Origin of the sequence: Cedecea davisae DSM 4568 (assembly GCF_000412335.2) — a bacterium.
In the GTDB taxonomy this organism is placed as follows: Bacteria; Pseudomonadota; Gammaproteobacteria; order Enterobacterales; family Enterobacteriaceae; genus Cedecea; species Cedecea davisae.
On the sequence record NZ_KE161030.1, the window covers coordinates 354,722 to 371,834 of the forward strand.

A 17,113-nucleotide genomic window follows, 5' to 3' on the forward strand; every position below is an offset into this window, starting at 1 on the left:
ATATGTCCGGATTTAAAGAAGGCTTTCTGTGGGGTGGGGCGGTAGCGGCGCATCAGCTGGAAGGCGGCTGGAAAGAAGGCGGGAAGGGAATTAGCGTGGCCGATGTGATGACGGCGGGTGCCCATGGCGTACCGCGAGAAATTACCGACGGCGTGTTGCAGGGTAAAAACTACCCGAACCACGAGGCAATCGACTTCTATCATCGCTACAAAGAAGACATCCAGCTGTTTGCCGAAATGGGCTTCAAATGCTTCCGTACCTCGATTGCCTGGACGCGTATTTTCCCGTTGGGCGACGAGCAGGAGCCAAACGAAGCTGGCCTGAAATTCTATGATGACCTGTTTGACGAGTGCCTGAAGCACGGCATCGAACCGGTTATTACCCTGTCGCATTTCGAAATGCCTTATCACCTGGTGACCGAGTACGGCGGCTGGCGTAACCGCAAGCTTATCGACTTTTTCGTGCGCTTCTCCAAAGTGGTCTTCACCCGCTATCAGCACAAAGTGAAGTACTGGATGACCTTCAACGAGATCAACAACCAGGCCAACTTCCACGAAGACTTCGCGCCGTTCACCAACTCCGGCCTTAAATATCAGCCGGGCGAAGATCGCGAGCCGGTGATGTATCAGGCCTCCCATTATGAACTGGTTGCCAGCGCGCTGGCCGTACGCGCCGCCCGCGAAATCAACCCTGAGCTGCAGGTCGGCTGCATGATTGCCATGTGCCCAATCTATCCGCTGACCTGCGCACCGGGCGATATGATGATGGCGATGAACGCCATGCACCGCCGCTACTGGTTCACCGACGTGCACGTTCGCGGTAAATATCCGCAGCACCTGCTGAACTACTTCGAGCGCCGTGGCTTTGAGCTGGATATCACCAGCGAAGATCTGGCTGCCCTGGCCGAAGGCTGCGTGGATTACATCGGGTTCAGCTATTACATGTCGTTTGCTACCAAAGCGAGCGCCGATAACCCGCAGTTCGATTACGACGAAAGCAAAAGCCTGGTCTCCAACCCTTACGTGCAGAAATCTGACTGGGGCTGGCAGATTGACCCGGTTGGCCTGCGCTATTCGCTGAACTGGTTCTGGGATCACTACCAGCTGCCGCTGTTTATTGTTGAAAACGGCTTCGGCGCGATTGATGTGGCTCAGGAAGACGGCTACGTGGATGACCAGTACCGCATCGATTACCTGTCTGCCCACGTTGCCGAAATGAAGAAAGCGGTAGTTGAAGATGGCGTTGACCTGATGGGCTACACCCCGTGGGGCTGCATCGATCTGGTTTCCGCCGGGACGGGCGAGATGAAAAAACGCTACGGCTTTATCTATGTTGATAAAGACAACGAAGGCAACGGCAGCCTGAGCCGCAGCCGCAAGAAATCCTTCAAATGGTATCAGGACGTTATCGCGACTAACGGCGAAAAACTCTGATAGCGCTTTGTTAGCCCCCTCCAAACGCTGATTGCCGGTCAATCAGCGTTTTTTATTGCCAGCTGGTTCAGTAAATCAGGCGAAAGCGTGGCGCTTCGATATCCCGGCAGCATCTGGCTCATGCATGCAATCTTCATCTTCTCCTTATTACAGCCGCCACGGCTAGTTATTTAACTTATGATGGAATGAATATCTGTTATTTCCAGTGCGGTGAATTTCTTTATGTATATTTAATTTTTTAATTAAAAAAACATGAATGATGCGATATTGACGAAGCTATGTACCTCTGATGTACTACGACGGTATTTTATTCAGTTCGTTGGTGATTGATTCACCTGAAGACAATAAGCTGAACTTAACTCTGGAAATAAGCATGAAAAAAATAACACGGCTTCTGCTGGCGACCGCCGGTTTGCTTTTTGCTATGGCGGGACAGGCTGAATCAGTAAAAAGTGTAAATGCTGAACACCGTATTCCGGCAGTGAAGTTAATTAATACGGCAGATAATCACTCCGCCTTTGTTAAGGGCTCCATTCCCTCTCTGGCAAAGCTCTCCTCCGAGGATCTCTATTTCAGCAACACCTTTGAAGAGTGGCAAAAAGGCGTTCATCCGGCACCGAAAAAACAGTATGTGGTGACCCTGAAGGGCAAGCTGAAGTTTAAGGTCAGCGATGGCTCCACCTTCATTATCGAGCCTGGAACGGTACTACTTGCGGCGGACACAGCAGGAGAAGGCCACAGCTGGGATATTGTTGACGGTAAGGAGTGGGTGCGTGTCTACATCCCGGTAGGCGAAGACGACCACTTCATTGCCGATAAATAATCATCAATGATTTTTTAATTTAATTAAAACCCCGTTAACCACAAAAAGGTGCGGGGCTGCTATCCCTAAATATAGTAGTTTTATTCCTTTCTGATTATATAAATTACGCCTGCGTTAGCCGTAATGTTTTTGTCATTATTTTGCTGTTGTTAAAAATTCATAAATATCGCTAAAGAATTCATTTTCGTTGCCGATGTTTTTTTTGATAATTTAAAAACTATAGTCGCAACCGTTGATGTGATTTCTACCGATTACCTCCTCTTCTTGCCTGCGATATAACCATAAAAGCTCAGAGGGATTTATGAACAAACTGAAAAATATGCGACTCAGCACCATGCTGGGTGCCGGCTTTGCGCTGGTCATCGCCATTGGATTTTTTGTCGCATTATTTGCCAGAATGCAGTTGGTTTCAGTCGGAAATAATCTTAATTACGCCGCGAATGTTCGCCTGGTGAATTTACTGACTATCGTAAAAATTAAAGACAACATTACCGATAACGCCCACGATATTCGCGATATGGCGCTGTACACCACGCTGCCGCATACCGAAGAAGAGAGCCGGGAATACATCCAAAAAACCAACCTGGTGCTCGAAAAGCGCATCGCCGATAACAACGTCCTGTTACAGCAGCTGGATAAGGCGCTGAAGCTCAAGCGTTCCCGCGAGCTGTTCGACAATCTGAATAACGTTCGCCCCGCCTATTCACAGGCGCTGCGCAAAGTGATGGGAGTGAGCGCTGCCGGGCAGTACGACGCTGCCCGTGCGCTGGTGATTAATGAAGTTATCGGCCCTCAGGCTCGGGTGCTGGATGCGCTTAGCGACATGATTTCCGATCACTCCGGTTCTACGGTTAGTATGTCCCGTCATTATGTTGAAGAAGCTCATTATGCCGGTAACCTTTTGCTTATTATTACTATTATCAGTGCCCTGATTGGCGCGCTGATAGCCTGGGGAATTAGCCGCGCGGTTAAAGGGCAGCTTGGCGGTGAGCCAACTTATGCCGCTTTAGTGGCTAAACAAGTTTCTGAAGGGCAGCTCAATACTGGCGTCGAGCTGAAGGCTGGCGATACCCGCAGCCTGCTTGCCGCGATGGATGCGATGCGCACCCGCCTGCTGGGTGTTGTCCGCGAGGTACGCGACAGCAGCCACTCCATTTCAATCGGTGCCAGTGAGATTGCTGCCGGCAGTACCGACCTGAGTCAGCGCACCGAGGAGCAGGCCGCCAGCCTGCAAGAAACCGCGGCCTCAATGGAGCAAATGAGCCAGACCATTCAGCAGAACGCCGAGACGGTTCGGGCGGCTACTCGCCTGGCAAACTCCGCCAGCGAGACCGCGACCAAAAGCGGCAACGCGGTGAATAACCTTGTGTTGACCATGCAGGAAATTAGCAACAGCTCGCAGAAGATTGGCGACATTATTAGCGTTATCGACGGTATTGCTTTCCAGACCAATATCCTGGCGCTGAATGCCGCGGTTGAAGCGGCCCGTGCCGGCGAGTCCGGGCGTGGCTTTGCGGTCGTAGCCGGAGAGGTTCGTTCCCTGGCACAGCGATCTGCTTCAGCGGCTAACGAAATTAAGGCACTGATTGAGGACAGCATGCGTACGGTGACAAAAGGATCGGATATGGTGAGTTCGGCGGGCGTTACGATCGATGACCTGGTTCAACAGTCTCACCGCGTTGCGGGCCTGATCTCCGAGATAGGCGTGACTACCGAAGAGCAGGGGCAGGGCATTAATCAGATTAACGTGGCGATTACCCAGCTTGATCAGGTGACCCAGCAGAATGCCGCCCTGGTTGAGGAATCTGCCAGCGCCGCAGATAGCCTGAGCGACCAGGCCGCCAAATTAGTGCAGCTAATGAGCATCTTTAATACCGGGCAGTCACTTGCTGCCGCGAACGCTCGCCCGTCTCCTGCTGTACCAAAGGCTATCAAACGCCAGCCCGCAGCGGTGGCAACCGGGTCTGAAAACTGGGAAAAGTTCTAAAGGGTTACCGCTCGCTGATTTAAAAAGGAGGCTCGAGTTTTGCTCGAGTCTTTATTTTTGTGTGAAATTTAATCAGTTTGTCGTTGACGTGAAACGGACGTCTGCTTAACTCAATGTGATATTCGTCACGTTATCGAGGGTTCTGGCATGACTCAAACGCGTAACAAATTGCTCCGTTTTAACCCAGCCTCTCCCGACTTCCACGCTAATCTCTACGCAGTGTACAGCAATATGCGTGGCGAGCAGCCGCTGGTTCGCCTCGGCAGGACGTGGATACTTACGCGTTATCATGACATTGCTAACGTTTTAAAGAATCGATCTTTTATTAGCTCAGGCATTCCGGAACAACTGCATAACGAACTGCGTCGTCTGGGTTTTGAGCTTTCTCCCGCCTTGCGCGCTTTTCTCTTCGGGATTGTACTTTTTGAGGATGGCGAACGACATGCCTCTCACCGTTTGGCGCTGCAGGCATTATTCAAGGGCGAAGCCTGGAATGAAGTGAGTGAGATGATTACCCGGCAGGCTCAAAAGCTGGCAACTCACGCCGCCGCTGGGCGGCATTTTGATGGCATCCGCGATTTTGCTGCACCGCTCTGGAGGCAGGTATTTACCCGTTGGCTTAATCTACCGCCGGAGCTGCAGGAGATTGTTGAGCGGGAAAATACCTCGATTCGTTTATTGCTCGATCCCAGCGCAATTGATGACGCTGGACTGAAACAGCTTATGCAGGCGATGAGCCAACTGGATAAAGGTTTTAATCAGCTGCTGGAGGCCCATTTAGCGGGTTATGACTCGTTGTTTTTCCGCTCGCTGGTGAAAGGCTATGATGGCGACCTGGCAACGTTGCAACAGAGATTCAGTACGGACTGTATCACTATGCTGATAGGTGGCAGTGAAACCAGCGAGGCATTGACGGGAAACCTGCTATTGATGCTGGCGCAGCGCACTGAGCTACAGAAAGGGGTGCAAAGTGGCTCGCTACGAATGCGCGACATTGTGACCGAAACAATGCGCTTTGAATCTCCGCTGCAAATGGTGCGCCGCAAAGTTCAGTCTCCGACAGAGATCCACGGCAGGGAATTGCGACCGGGCGATAATTTACTGTTGTGCCTGGGCTCAGCTAACCGCGATGAGTCCGTTTTTGAAGATGCTGCCAGTTTCAACCCCGGCAGGAAAAACGCTCAGCGTCAGCTTGGATTTGGCATCGGTATGCATCAGTGCATAGGCCAACTCCTGGCGCAGTTTCAGGCTGAGCAAATGGCCACGGCATTGTTTACTCAGGGCAGATTGGCGCAGTCGGGTGAGGCTAACTGGTCGCAGCGAAGTCTTATCCTTCGTTCTCTCGACGAGCTTCCCCTGCATTTTGTTAGCTTCAACGAATAGGTCTGCACACCACCTCAAGGGATTTACACTGCTCTCAAACGTGACTGACCCTGAAAAAATGAATCAGGATTAGTGATATCTTTAATCTTGCGAACTATAGTCTTATTGATTAAGTGGTTAATTTTAAGGATAAAAATATGCCAGAGGTAATTGATAAAGCATTAGACTTCATTGGTGGTATGAATACATCCGCATCTGCACCACATCCGATGGACGAAAGCACAGCGAAGGAAATGCTCAAGTATTTGAAGCAGTTAGGAGTGCCGGCCAGCGCAGCTGAAATTACAGCGCGAGGCACTCAGGAAGGCTGGAACGCCGAGTTCACGAAAAAACTGGCCAGTTGGGCCGATAAAATTGAGGCTGGCGATCGTGTTATCGCCAAACACCCGGAATACTTTTCTTCTTATATGAAAGAAGAACTCCGCGCGCTGGTATGAGTTAAGTATCAGCTCTCCTGAAAAACTAAGGGCCGACGATAGCGTCAGCCCTTTTTGTTTGTTGCTCCTGAAGGCATAATTCCGGGCTCGCCTCAGTCCATCAGCGATGCAGGCGCAGCATACTGGCAAGAGACGATATTGCCGCTATGGCGCAGGCCATCCCAAACACATATACGGCAAATTGAACGCCCGCGTCCCCCGTTAAGCCATTCAACAACGCAATGATCATCGCAACCAGCGCGGCACCAATAGATTGCCCTGCCGTTCTGGCCGTTGACAGTACTCCGGAGGCCGTTACCGTCCGATTTGCTGTGACATTTAAAAACATTTCTTTATTGTTTGGCGGCAGGAAGAGACCATAGCCAATCCCGCAAACCGCCACGCGCCACAGAAAATCATTCACCGTCGCGGCATCCGGCAATAGCGTCAGTGAGCCCAGGCCGAGGCTAAATATCACCACGCCAACGGTGGATATCTGGGTCGGATTGAAACGGTTCGACAACTTCCCTGCAAGCGGCGCGCAGAACGCCACAGCTAGCGGCCATGGGGTAAAGATGAATGCTGATTCCAGCACAGAGTAGTGATAAGTATGCTGTAGCACAAAGGGTAACCCCACCAGCGCCATCCCCTGTGCAACGAACATAGAGACAGAAGAGAGCACCGCGAAGGTATATTGCCTGGAACGAAATATATCCAGCGGCAACAGAGGGTTATTCGAACTCATCTGGGCTTTTATAAAGACGGCGAAGAGCACCACAGACGCAACGCCGCAAAATAGTAGAGTACGACTTTCCCAGCGCCCGATTTGATCGACGGCAATAACCATCAGACCTAATGCAGCAGCGGAACAAATCGCCCCTCCCCAGTCGAATCCCTTCTCTTTTTCGGTATCCATACCCAATGAGATCAGCGAAAAGACAATGGCCAGCCCTCCCAGCGGAATGTTGATATAAAACAGCCAGGGCCAGGACAGGTAAGAAATTATCAGGCCGCCCAGCGCAGGGCCTATGGCCGTGCCTACCGCAAATGCCAGCGCATTCAGTCCAAATATCGTCCCCAGCGCGGCGGGGGGAAAGATAACCCGGTAAAGCCCCAGCCCAACGCTTATCATGACCGCATAGCTCACCCCCTGAAGTACCCTCATGAAAACCAGTACGCCAAAGGTCGGAGAGAGGCTACAGCCCAGAGAAGACAGCGTAAACAGCACCATCCCTATCGTGTAAAAGCGCCGCTCCCCTATCCTGGTGCCGAGCGAAGCACAAATCAGCATTGTTGCTGCGCTCGCCACCTGATAGCCGTTGGTCACCCAGATACTGGAGGCCGAATCTACCTGTAATGCATTAGCAATGGAGGGTAAGGCGATATTGACAATAGAGCTGTCCAGCGCTGCCATCAAAACGCCTATCAAGATGGCCGCCGCTGCCAGATAGCGCCTCGGCGTTTCAAAGCCTTGTTCTAAGGTGTGACTACTGCTTACCAACGACATATCCTCAGGTCCTTTATTGGGATGAAATTATGCGCAAAGACTTTCGCTCTCAACGCCCGCGCCTTCGAGATAAGCCAGCATGCCCAGCATCAGCACCTCTTCAGGCCGTGCTATCACAGGAGAACGCGGTGCTTTCCAGTCCTGTTTGCTCCCGTTGATACGAATACTTCTCAGGAAACAGTAGGTTGTGAGAACATAAAATCGATTACGCATATCTTCGCCCATCAGCGGCAGCAGGCCGGAAATGCCTCCTATTTCCGGGATTTCATTCAGGATATTGCCGTAGTCTTGTTTCGCCAGAACGAACATAAGCGCGTCTGACATCGGTACGATTTTTACCGAGTCTTCAACTTCGGCTGCCAGTTCATGCCAAAACGAAAAGGCAAACCGGGAGAATCCAAAAAGCGGATCGAGGCCTCGTACAGAAAAATCGGGATCAATGAAGCTGGTCTGGGATCGCTCCTCGTTATAGAGCACGTTGCCAAAATGGAAATTGAAGTGAGCTTTTTCCACCGAACGGAATTTCTCGCTACGGGCCATTTCCATTGATTTTTCAAAGACCTCCATGGCCGTGATGCCGAAGCGAGCGCCGTTAAGCAAAACCGGTTTATCAAACAGTTCGTGGGCAAAACGCGTGCCTTCCCATTCCTCCAGTAATCTGGCCGGCATATCGTTCGCCAGCGGACACTGGCTGCTTATCTCCAGGCTGACTGCTTTTTGGATGTTTTCCAGCGCATGCAGGATAATTTCTCTTCTCTCACCCAGAGACCGCCGTTCATCAAACACAATGCTGGAGAGCGGAAGGGCGTTTTTCTTTTCAAGAACGTAGAACTGCCGACCGGCGGCCAGGCCATCGTGCAGAACCGGAACCATCAGCTCCGGGTAGATTTCGTGTAAGGTGCGTATCTGCTCGACCTCAGCCTTCAGCTTTGCATTAAACGCTGCCGAAGTGGCCGTCTTCACGACAAAGCCAGAACTCAAAAAATCAACGGTATGTGAATGGGTCATTTTTCAATCCCCGGGAAAGTGGCAACGGGCTGTCCCAGCGCGATATTGCGCGCTACGGAACGGACAACAGCGGTGTAACCCACCGTATTATTAACAAACGACTGGATGATAACTTCGCTGAGATTCTGGTTTGCCAGATACGCCGGGCGAAGGATCAACAAATGGTTAGTGTCCGAGAGAATGGTTGAGCATCGCTGTTCGTAAGCATAAGCACGCCCGCCTAACGGCGTCCGTGAGGCCTGGACAATATAAGGATGTGCTTTGTTCACCCGCTCAATTGCCGCCTCAATAAGATTGGTGCTTAACGCACCATTATCTTTAACGATAAAGCGATTTATCTGATAACCCGGGGCATGAACCGGTGCACGTAACGATACGGTATTCACCAGTGATGCCCAGGGCATTACTTTTTTCTGGCTCATGGCAATTTGGGAAAAGCTGGGACGGAGATTGTCGCGGGCGTCCTGCATTCGCCCTTCAAACGAGCGTGTGCCCAGCACGCCGTTGGGGGTGTCGGGATGCACAATATCGGTTTCAACCGCCACAATATGTGAAGCGTTACAATTAATAGCGCTCAGCGCGTCGCTTAAGACTCGCAATGAAGCATGCATACCATTCGTCTGGCAGGAGCCCAGGCAGAACATGCCAGAGTTAACGACCTGGCGCTGTATCGTACTGATATCGCCTTCAGTCAGGCTGCCCAGACAGCCGTAAATAGCAGGCAGGCTATCGGCCTCCGCAACGCCCAGGACTACGTCTGCCAGCTCTAACATATTGCGTGCTACAGGGCTGTTGAGATCCATATCCTGCTTGCTGGTCGCTATAAAACCAATATCGAATCGTCCCTCGACTGGTGGGCACTCTTTGGCTAAATCGCCAAAGAAAAAGCCAATTTCACGACCATTAATTTGCAGGGCGTTGCTGCTGATAATGTTGATCCGGGATTGTATGCCGGGCTGAGCCATCGCCAGACGTGCAACAATGCCGTCTATTGGGCGGAGTTCAGGATAGTGTTTATCTACAGCAGGGGGATTCGTCACGACCATCTGGATCGCGAAACCATCCTGCTGCGGATCATTCTGAATCAACAGGTTTGCGCCAATCTCTGCACCACAGCCTACCAGTATTGCCTTTTTCATTTTAATTACCTCTAATGATATGAATTATTTAAATTTTTTATAATTCTTAATCTAAGGAAAGCATTTTCAGGAAGTCAGTAACGGGCATAGCATCCAGCTTCGTGCCTGAAGTCAGGATGTCGGCCAGGCTCTGTGCCCTGTCTCGTAGCGGGCTATCGGAAAGATTCAGATGGAATTTCGTCAGAAGTGCGTCGAAACATTCTTCACGGCGGCTAACATGACCGAGCGGATACTCGATGAGTGCCGAGATCTCCTCCGCCATCCCATGACACTTTATGTAGAGTGCGTTAGGGATCGCGCGCTTTTCCGGGTCGTAGTAGCTTTCGGTAAATGAAGGACGTTCAGTACAGGTAATTTTCTGGCGTAGTGCTTCCAGTTGGGGATCAGAGGCGAGAGGTTCGTGAAAATCTTTAATGGTCAGATTTCCGGTTTGAAGCCCTACTGCAATCATGTATTGAAGGCAGTGATCGCGATCCGCAGAGTTAGTCAGCACGCCAGACTTATCAATGATTTGAATCGCAGGTCGCGTCGTTTCTACGCGCACATATTCAATGCTTTCAGGGGAGAACCCATCAGATAGCATCCGCTCACGAAGGCAAATAGCCGCCTCCACTGCCGTTTGAGCATGATATTCAGCCGGATTGGGGACTTTAAACAGGATGTTCCTGATGACAAAGTCAGACAGGTTACGCGTCAGGTTGAGCGGCTGGCCTCTAAGCACGGCATCATCAAACCCCCAGCGACTGGCCGTGAGCGCCGTTGGGTATCCCATCTCACCGGTTTGTGCAAAAAGAGCCAGCTGCAGGCCGCGTGCCGTTGCGTCACCGGCGGCCCATGATTTACGTGTTCCCGCATTTGGTGCATGTCGGTAGGTTCTGAGAGAATGGCCATCGATAATGGCATTGGACAGCGCGCTGAGCGCCTGGTCTTTTGATAATCCCAGAATTTGGGCGGCAGCGATGGCAGAGGCCACTTTAACCAGCACGACGTGGTCAATGCCCAGAGCATTAAAGCAGTTCGACAGGCACAGCACGCCATGAATTTCATAAGCGCGAATCATCGTGTTCAGTACGGCTGACATACTGACAGCTGACTGAGTGCTATCGGAGAGGCTACGCCATGCCGCAGCCGCCAGAATCGCCCCCAGGTTATCGGATGGATGCCCCCATTCTTGCGCAAGCCATGTATCGTTGAACTCAAGCCAGCGGATCATCGAACCCATCTGAAAAGCTGCTTCAATCGGGCCTAAACGTAGTGGGGTGCCCACTACAGGTACACCCTCGCTGTTTTTACTGAATTGCACACTGCGCATGAGCCTGGAGCAGTCGTCGTCAGTGGAGGCAGCGATCGCACAGCCTATCGAATCCAGCAGGCAAAAACGTGCCAGGTGGAGTGTCTCATTGTCAAAGGTTGCTTGCTGATAAGCATAGTCAACCAGCTCGATCATTATTTTATCAAACTCAGCGTGCGCCATGTTTTATCCCATAAACGAAAAGAAGTTTTCACCAATACAAGTTATGAAGGCCCGGGAAGGTATACATTTGCATATAGTTAAATAACCAATTGATTTTTAAGATAATGAACGAGCCCTGCCGATAAAATCGTAATGGGCATGAGAATGAAAAACCAGCGAATAAAATCGAGGTACTCATCGAAAAGATTGATACCTGTGCCATATCAGGCGAGCACGACGGGTTAGAATGAAGCATAAAGGAGGGCGGGTTGTTACTGAGGAGGGTCTGGAGGATGCCTTGCAGCCATTAGCCTGGCTTATGTTAATGGTCATAAACAGAGTGACAAATGGTTTTTAACAAATTATAAATATTGTTGAAACATTGAACTAACTTTTAGCATGAGGTCTCAAATGAAGCTAAGTGAACTTCTTGCGTTCGTGACAGTCGTGGAGACAGGGAACATAACCCAAGCCGCAGAGCGCCTGAATCGAGTGCAATCCAGTATTTCCCATCGAATACGAAGCCTGGAAGATAACCTTGATGTAATCTTGTTTGATAGAAAAAATGATGGATGCTCACCCACAGCGCAAGGCCAGATACTTTATGATTACGCACTTAAAATTCTGAATCTTGCGGATGATTGCAAAAACAATATTTCCTACTCTAAAACTAATCAGATAACCATCAGGGTGGGAATAATTGAATGCTTACCCCCTTATATTATTAGTTCGTTGATTGATTTAGGGCAGGATCTGGGCTGGAATATCGATATATCCATCGGGAATACAATCAGCTTGCTGAGCGCCTTTGATAAAAATGAGTTTGATGCGGTCATCATTGGCGCTGGATTTTCCAACGCACAACATACACGTTCCATATTACTTTCCAGCGAGCTGGTGATTATTACTGAGAAAAATCGCCCCTCTATTACCGATATATCCAGCCTGGATGGTGAGGTTTTTTTGCTCAGCAGTAAAAAATGTGCAACCTCAACCCGCAATTTCAATGTGCTCTTCAGCGAAGGCAATATCACACCCAAACGTGTAGTGGAGTGTGGTTCCTACCCTGTGCTGTTTTCAAGTATTGCCGCCGGTAAAGGCGTCTCGCTGGTGTTACGTTGTTCGATCAGTAGCGAAGTAAAGAGCAAGATAGAAATCCATCCGCTATCCGGTCAGTTCAATGATTTCAACATAGAACTGGTATATCGCCCGGATTGCCCCTATCTGGATTGTGCAAAGTTTGCCGGTATGATGACTTCCGTCTTCCAGGATCCGCGCCTGCGCGACATCGGCTATTAACAGACTTTCCTTACTGCACACGTAATGCCTTTATCAGGATAAAAAAGACATAAACCATTCAAGCACGATCGGTAAAGTGGCTAACAGGAATATATTTCCGTTCACGGAAGAGACTGGCAAAAGGCTTAGGGTTTCTTGCTGATTAAGACATAAAGAGAGTGGGAGAGTAACCCCTTAGCGTCTGCTCTCCTGGCTTATGAGTGGGAACCATCCCGAAACTTAACGAGATGATTCCCCTATAAGGCTACGATTTATTGTTACGAAGACTCACGCAGAGCGACCAGCGTTTTTGCTCTGAACTTCGCCATAATTATTTTCATCATTGGGACTTCAAAATACTTGTATAAAAAAGAAGCACAAGAGATTGTCAGAATGAGCGCTACGACGATAAGCCCGACTCCCTCCATTAAGTCGAACTTCTTTCCTGCGGTTAAATTCAAAAAATAAAAAAGCACTAAAAAATGTATCATATAGAATGCATAGGATATCTCGCCTAACCAAACCGATGTTTTATGGTTTAAAACGGTTTTTTTGTTACCTAAGTCGTCACCGGCAAAGGCGGTAATTAATAAACAAACGGGAATGATAAATACGACACTCATACTGAATTGGTATGGAACATACATGGCTCCAACATACGTTGCGGCAAGTAAGGTAAACGCCGCTGGTTTCGTGAGCATGATTGCTCGCCCATTTATCAGCAAGCGTGCAGCAAACATACCTGCGAGGAATTCAAATATGCGCGCTGGCGGGAAAATATACGAAATCCAAAAGTGATGCTGAGAGATAGGAAATGCTCCCATCATTTTGTTTGGCTCAACCCACAGATAAATAAACATTTGAACCAGAAAGGATGCTACGGTGACGGTAAATAATCCCGCTAAGTCGTATTTTTCAGGTATGGATTTCATCACTTTAAAAAGAAGCGGGAAAGAGAGATAAAACATCGCTTCTATACACAGAGACCAGCTGGGTCTGTTCGCTACGAAAAAGTAGCGAACATCATCAAACCAGGTATTCACCAGCAGAAGGTTTGACGACCACAGCTTGTACTGATAAATACTCACTGCGCCAACAACGAATGCTATCGCCCAGGTCAGAAAATGAGTGGGGTATATCTTAGCAAAGCGCCGCAGGTAAAAATCACCCACGCTATCGCTATCCTTTGCAGACCACACCATTATAAAACCACTTAAGATAAAGAAGTATGAAACCCCTAACCATCCAGCCTTACCCACAATAACCGTATAAACATGCTGGATTGTAGGGTCTGAAAATGGAGCAAGATCGCTGGGCAGCGAAGCATGAAATAAAAAAACTAAAAAGGCGGCCCAGAATCTACTTCCGGTAATCGAAGGTAGTTTGGGCCGTACCGTTAATTTCCCTTCCGCCATTGGTTGTCTCACTAATGTTTCATTAACTTCGCCATAAATAGCATCAGCATTTACTTTGTTGGTCATTGAAGAATTCATCACACACCCCATATATGGTATTTTTATATCAATAATTTATTCTGAAATAGAATCATAGTTACAGACAGAAAAATTAATAATGGCAAAGCAATGTAATCCAGGATTCACATGGATCCTGTTTATTAAAATAATAATGACGGCCAGGGAAATTACTTTGTGGAATGGCACATTTACCTTATCGTTTTTGATTAGTCAGCATCGACGATTTCATATCCTGATTTCTGTTTTTCTATATAGCCAAATCCTTGTGATCCAAAATGCATCCCGCCGACAAGAATCCGGTCAGAACTGACCATCGCAAGGATGCGTGTTCGTGTCTCCGCCGCTGCCTGCGGGTCATGATCGAAGGCTATCGATACTTCTGGTTTTAACAATTGGATATGTGGAAAATGAACAATATCTCCCCAAATCAACAAACTTCCTTTGCTGCCTTCAACTCTATATCCCATATGGCCCGGGGTATGGCCTTTTAATGGGATAGCAAATATGCCGGGGAAAATCTCACCTTCATCAATTAACCGGAGATTGCCCTGATACTCTTTAAAGGCACTCCGCGCTAAAAGAAAGTTACCTTTTACGCGGTCGGTGACGGCAGCAAAATTTTTATCGTCTTGTATATAATTAAACTCATCAGCGCTTATGACTAACTCCGCGTGAGGAAATGCAGCTTTTCCCTGTGAATTTATTAGCCCACCAATATGGTCAGGGTGAGTGTGTGTAAGAAGAACTGCATTAATATCTCCTGGTTTTAGCCCAAGTTTTGCAAGATTATCAACCAGAGCGCCACCCCAACCTTTAATACCGCCTGCGCCACTATCGATTAGAATGTTTTTTCCCTTCTTCTGTACCAGGAAGGTATTAATATGAACGGCGTTATGTTCACTTATGCAGGCATTCTCCTGGATTTTTTTGCACTCGGCTTCATCAACATTAGCAAGCAGCCCGAAATCAACCTGGAGGTAGCCATCGCTTAATGCGGTAACAGAGATATCACCAAGATCTTTCAATGGAAGTTGTTCACTCATAATCTATCCTTCAATTTATTGCGTAAATATCATTGGCTTCATAAAGAAAACAGCGAACTCTCGCTACAACGCCGATCTTCTCTTTAATTAACAAATCAACCTGATGCAAAAACTCATTCATCACCGGCCCGGTACGGAAAATCTCTTGCCTGAGTTTTGCCTCTAAATAAACGGGTGTTCCAAAACTTATGTCGCATGTCACATAGCTGATATGAATATTATTTTCTTTTGCTTTTAGTATACCCATGGCCAGGTTTGCTAAAGAGTCAGAGAATTCAGACAAAGAAACCGCATCCATACGATGTTTTGCGGAGGTATATACGGTAATGCTTGGCATTTGATATTAGCTCCTGCGAGTGGTTATTTTAAATATAGTGATTACACAACCCCGGCTGTGACTAATCGCATTCTTTTTATGACGTCTGGATTCACGACAGTCCCCATCTCAGCATCACCCCGACTGAGCTGCTCAATGAGCTCCATACCTGCTGTTACTTTGCCGAACGCGGTATAATTCTGATCTAAAAAGTGTGTTCTGGCGGAAGTGATAAAAAATTGGTGACAGGCGCTATGCGGATTTCTCGATCTCGCCATCCCGATGGTGCCTCGTTCAAACGGCATGTGATTAAATTCCGCGGCCAGTTTAGGCAATGTTAAGCTATCCAATCTCGTATTTTTTACCGGATCCCCGGTTTGTGCCATAAAACCATCAATAACGCGGGAGAAAGGTACGCCATCATAAAACTTCGACTGCACCAGCATTTTTATACGCGCAACATGATTGGGGGCCAGGTCTGAAAATAACTGGATAGTGGCAGTCCCACTCCCCAGCTCCATTTCAATAATATCTCCCTGAACGTTTAACCATCTTAACGCGGCGGGAACCGCGACAGCACTTGCACATAAGCCCAGGCACCCGCCTATAAATAACCGACGATTCATATCATGACTCCATTCCCACAATTAGGTTCACCACCTATTTGCTCATTAATAACGCCCATGCGTACCCTGTTGGTATCGGCGGGCATTAATGTGTATTGGCCTTATCGATAAACGATATGATTTCATCTGTGAGCGCATCTGGTCGCTCAAAATTCGGCAAATGAGAAGCACCGGGTATGATATGCAGTTCTGCATTGCGTTTTTTCGCCAGGCGTTGGGCGTAGTCTTGCGGCGTCAGCTTGTCTTCCGCTCCCCGGACGACAACCGCTTTGACGCCGGGGATCTGCATATCTGTCAAATCCGTATCGGCAATCGCTAAAGAGCAGCCCGCGAAAGCTTCGACCGTGGTACGGCGCAGCATCTGCCTGAGACCATCCGCCTCGGGCGAGTCGATAAATGCCGGCGTAACCCAGTTGCTGATAATCCCCCTCTCAAGGTGCTCAAGACCATGCTGGAAGACATCTTCCGCCCTGGCCCGCCACAGGGAAGGAGGGGCGGCATTCACCAGTGAGGTATCGATGATAACCATGCCCTGGACTCGTTCAGGTAACTTGAATCCAATCCATTGCGCTATCGTGCCGCCTATCGAAACGCCGGCAACATAAAATTTATCGATTTTCAGGTGATCCACTACGGCGATAACATCATCGGCCAGGTCAGACATTGAAAACGGCTGCGCATCAACCGCGCTTAGCCCATGCCCTCGAATATCCAGCCTGACCACACGATAGCGCTCGGTTAATCGTGGAATTTGCAAATCCCACAAATGCAAATCTGTTCCCAAAGAATGAAGAAGTATCAATGTCGTAGCCTCTTCAGGCCCCTCTACATCGACATGCTGAGTTAACTTAAGCGGTCGGATAAACATTTCATACTCCGTATTTTTATTCTTAGTGTTACCCCGGGTTCCACAGAACGTAATGCAGGCTCATTCACCCTGACTTGTTGGTGAAAAAGTGAAACATCTCCATGCCCCAGCCAGTATTATTAGAGTAATTACCGCGCTGGCTCTAATGGATAATTTCGATATCTCTATCGAAATTGTTGATGCATGAAGGAGATAATGGACAGAAACATCCTCTATTGACCGCTTACAATTCAACGGTGTACCTGAATGGGTTTGAGGAAGTTAACTGTCAGAATGTGCTGTGGCAGGAAAACCAAAATGGGGAAATGTTATCGTCAAGCCTTAGACCAGGCAGATAAACAAGTGGGCAAACGAACCA

General features: G+C 48.8%; 15 protein-coding genes. 6 read left to right on the plus strand and 9 right to left on the minus strand.

Features of this window, described 5'->3' with window-relative positions:
- The first annotated feature begins 2 nt into the window (after positions 1-2).
- From HMPREF0201_RS01745 to HMPREF0201_RS01765, 5 genes are all read left to right on the plus strand, one after another.
- Positions 3-1,433 (plus strand): 6-phospho-beta-glucosidase, encoded by a 1,431-nt coding sequence (locus HMPREF0201_RS01745; protein ID WP_016534725.1) that lies wholly within the window; start codon positions 3-5, stop codon positions 1,431-1,433.
- A 373-nt stretch (positions 1,434-1,806) separates the two neighbouring features.
- Positions 1,807-2,256 carry a cupin domain-containing protein gene (locus tag HMPREF0201_RS01750; RefSeq protein WP_039899088.1) on the plus strand — a complete coding sequence of 150 codons (450 nt, stop codon included), beginning with the start codon at positions 1,807-1,809 and terminating at the stop codon, positions 2,254-2,256.
- A 301-nt stretch (positions 2,257-2,557) separates the two neighbouring features.
- Positions 2,558-4,243 (plus strand): methyl-accepting chemotaxis protein, encoded by a 1,686-nt coding sequence (locus tag HMPREF0201_RS01755; protein WP_016534728.1) that lies wholly within the window; start codon positions 2,558-2,560, stop codon positions 4,241-4,243.
- Between the two features lie 147 nt (positions 4,244-4,390).
- Complete coding sequence (locus HMPREF0201_RS01760; RefSeq protein WP_016534729.1) at positions 4,391-5,626, plus strand: cytochrome P450; 1,236 nt, start codon at positions 4,391-4,393, stop codon at positions 5,624-5,626.
- 137 nt (positions 5,627-5,763) lie between these two features.
- Complete coding sequence (locus HMPREF0201_RS01765; protein ID WP_039897871.1) at positions 5,764-6,063, plus strand: DUF1889 family protein; 300 nt, start codon at positions 5,764-5,766, stop codon at positions 6,061-6,063.
- Positions 6,064-6,163: 100 nt separating this feature from the next.
- Here the strand turns inward: HMPREF0201_RS01765 and HMPREF0201_RS01770 are convergent, their stop codons facing one another.
- From HMPREF0201_RS01770 to HMPREF0201_RS01785, 4 genes are read right to left on the minus strand one after another with little or no spacing between them, the layout of a single operon-like run.
- On the minus strand, positions 6,164-7,549 hold the full coding sequence (locus tag HMPREF0201_RS01770; protein WP_016534731.1) for a DHA2 family efflux MFS transporter permease subunit: 1,386 nt from the start codon (positions 7,547-7,549) through the stop codon (positions 6,164-6,166).
- 27 nt (positions 7,550-7,576) lie between these two features.
- Positions 7,577-8,557, minus strand: coding sequence for a hypothetical protein (locus tag HMPREF0201_RS01775; protein WP_016534732.1), 981 nt, complete (start codon positions 8,555-8,557; stop codon positions 7,577-7,579).
- Positions 8,554-9,696: a hypothetical protein gene (locus HMPREF0201_RS01780; RefSeq protein ID WP_016534733.1), complete on the minus strand. Its 1,143-nt coding sequence runs from the start codon at positions 9,694-9,696 to the stop codon at positions 8,554-8,556. The genes HMPREF0201_RS01775 and HMPREF0201_RS01780 overlap by 4 nt, the downstream gene beginning before the upstream one ends.
- Before the next feature lie 46 nt (positions 9,697-9,742).
- Positions 9,743-11,170: a bifunctional 2-methylcitrate dehydratase/aconitate hydratase gene (locus HMPREF0201_RS01785; RefSeq protein ID WP_016534734.1), complete on the minus strand. Its 1,428-nt coding sequence runs from the start codon at positions 11,168-11,170 to the stop codon at positions 9,743-9,745.
- 390 nt (positions 11,171-11,560) lie between these two features.
- Here HMPREF0201_RS01785 and HMPREF0201_RS01790 point away from each other — a divergent pair, with 390 nt between their 5' ends.
- Positions 11,561-12,448 (plus strand): LysR family transcriptional regulator, encoded by an 888-nt coding sequence (locus tag HMPREF0201_RS01790; protein ID WP_016534736.1) that lies wholly within the window; start codon positions 11,561-11,563, stop codon positions 12,446-12,448.
- Positions 12,449-12,705: 257 nt separating this feature from the next.
- On the opposite strand, the gene HMPREF0201_RS01795 is transcribed toward HMPREF0201_RS01790, so the two are convergent.
- The 5 genes from HMPREF0201_RS01795 to HMPREF0201_RS01815 all read right to left on the minus strand — a co-directional run bounded on the left by HMPREF0201_RS01795 (position 12,706) and on the right by HMPREF0201_RS01815 (position 16,755).
- On the minus strand, positions 12,706-13,908 hold the full coding sequence (locus tag HMPREF0201_RS01795; RefSeq protein ID WP_016534737.1) for an acyltransferase family protein: 1,203 nt from the start codon (positions 13,906-13,908) through the stop codon (positions 12,706-12,708).
- A gap of 200 nt (positions 13,909-14,108) precedes the next feature.
- Positions 14,109-14,945, minus strand: a complete 837-nt coding sequence (locus HMPREF0201_RS01800) for an MBL fold metallo-hydrolase (RefSeq protein ID WP_016534739.1) — start codon at positions 14,943-14,945, stop codon at positions 14,109-14,111.
- Between the two features lie 10 nt (positions 14,946-14,955).
- On the minus strand, positions 14,956-15,282 hold the full coding sequence (locus tag HMPREF0201_RS01805) for a hypothetical protein (protein WP_039897875.1): 327 nt from the start codon (positions 15,280-15,282) through the stop codon (positions 14,956-14,958).
- A gap of 41 nt (positions 15,283-15,323) precedes the next feature.
- Complete coding sequence (locus HMPREF0201_RS01810; RefSeq protein ID WP_016534741.1) at positions 15,324-15,887, minus strand: peptidylprolyl isomerase; 564 nt, start codon at positions 15,885-15,887, stop codon at positions 15,324-15,326.
- 85 nt (positions 15,888-15,972) lie between these two features.
- Positions 15,973-16,755, minus strand: a complete 783-nt coding sequence (locus tag HMPREF0201_RS01815) for an alpha/beta fold hydrolase (protein ID WP_016534742.1) — start codon at positions 16,753-16,755, stop codon at positions 15,973-15,975.
- Positions 16,756-17,113: the final 358 nt, after the last annotated feature.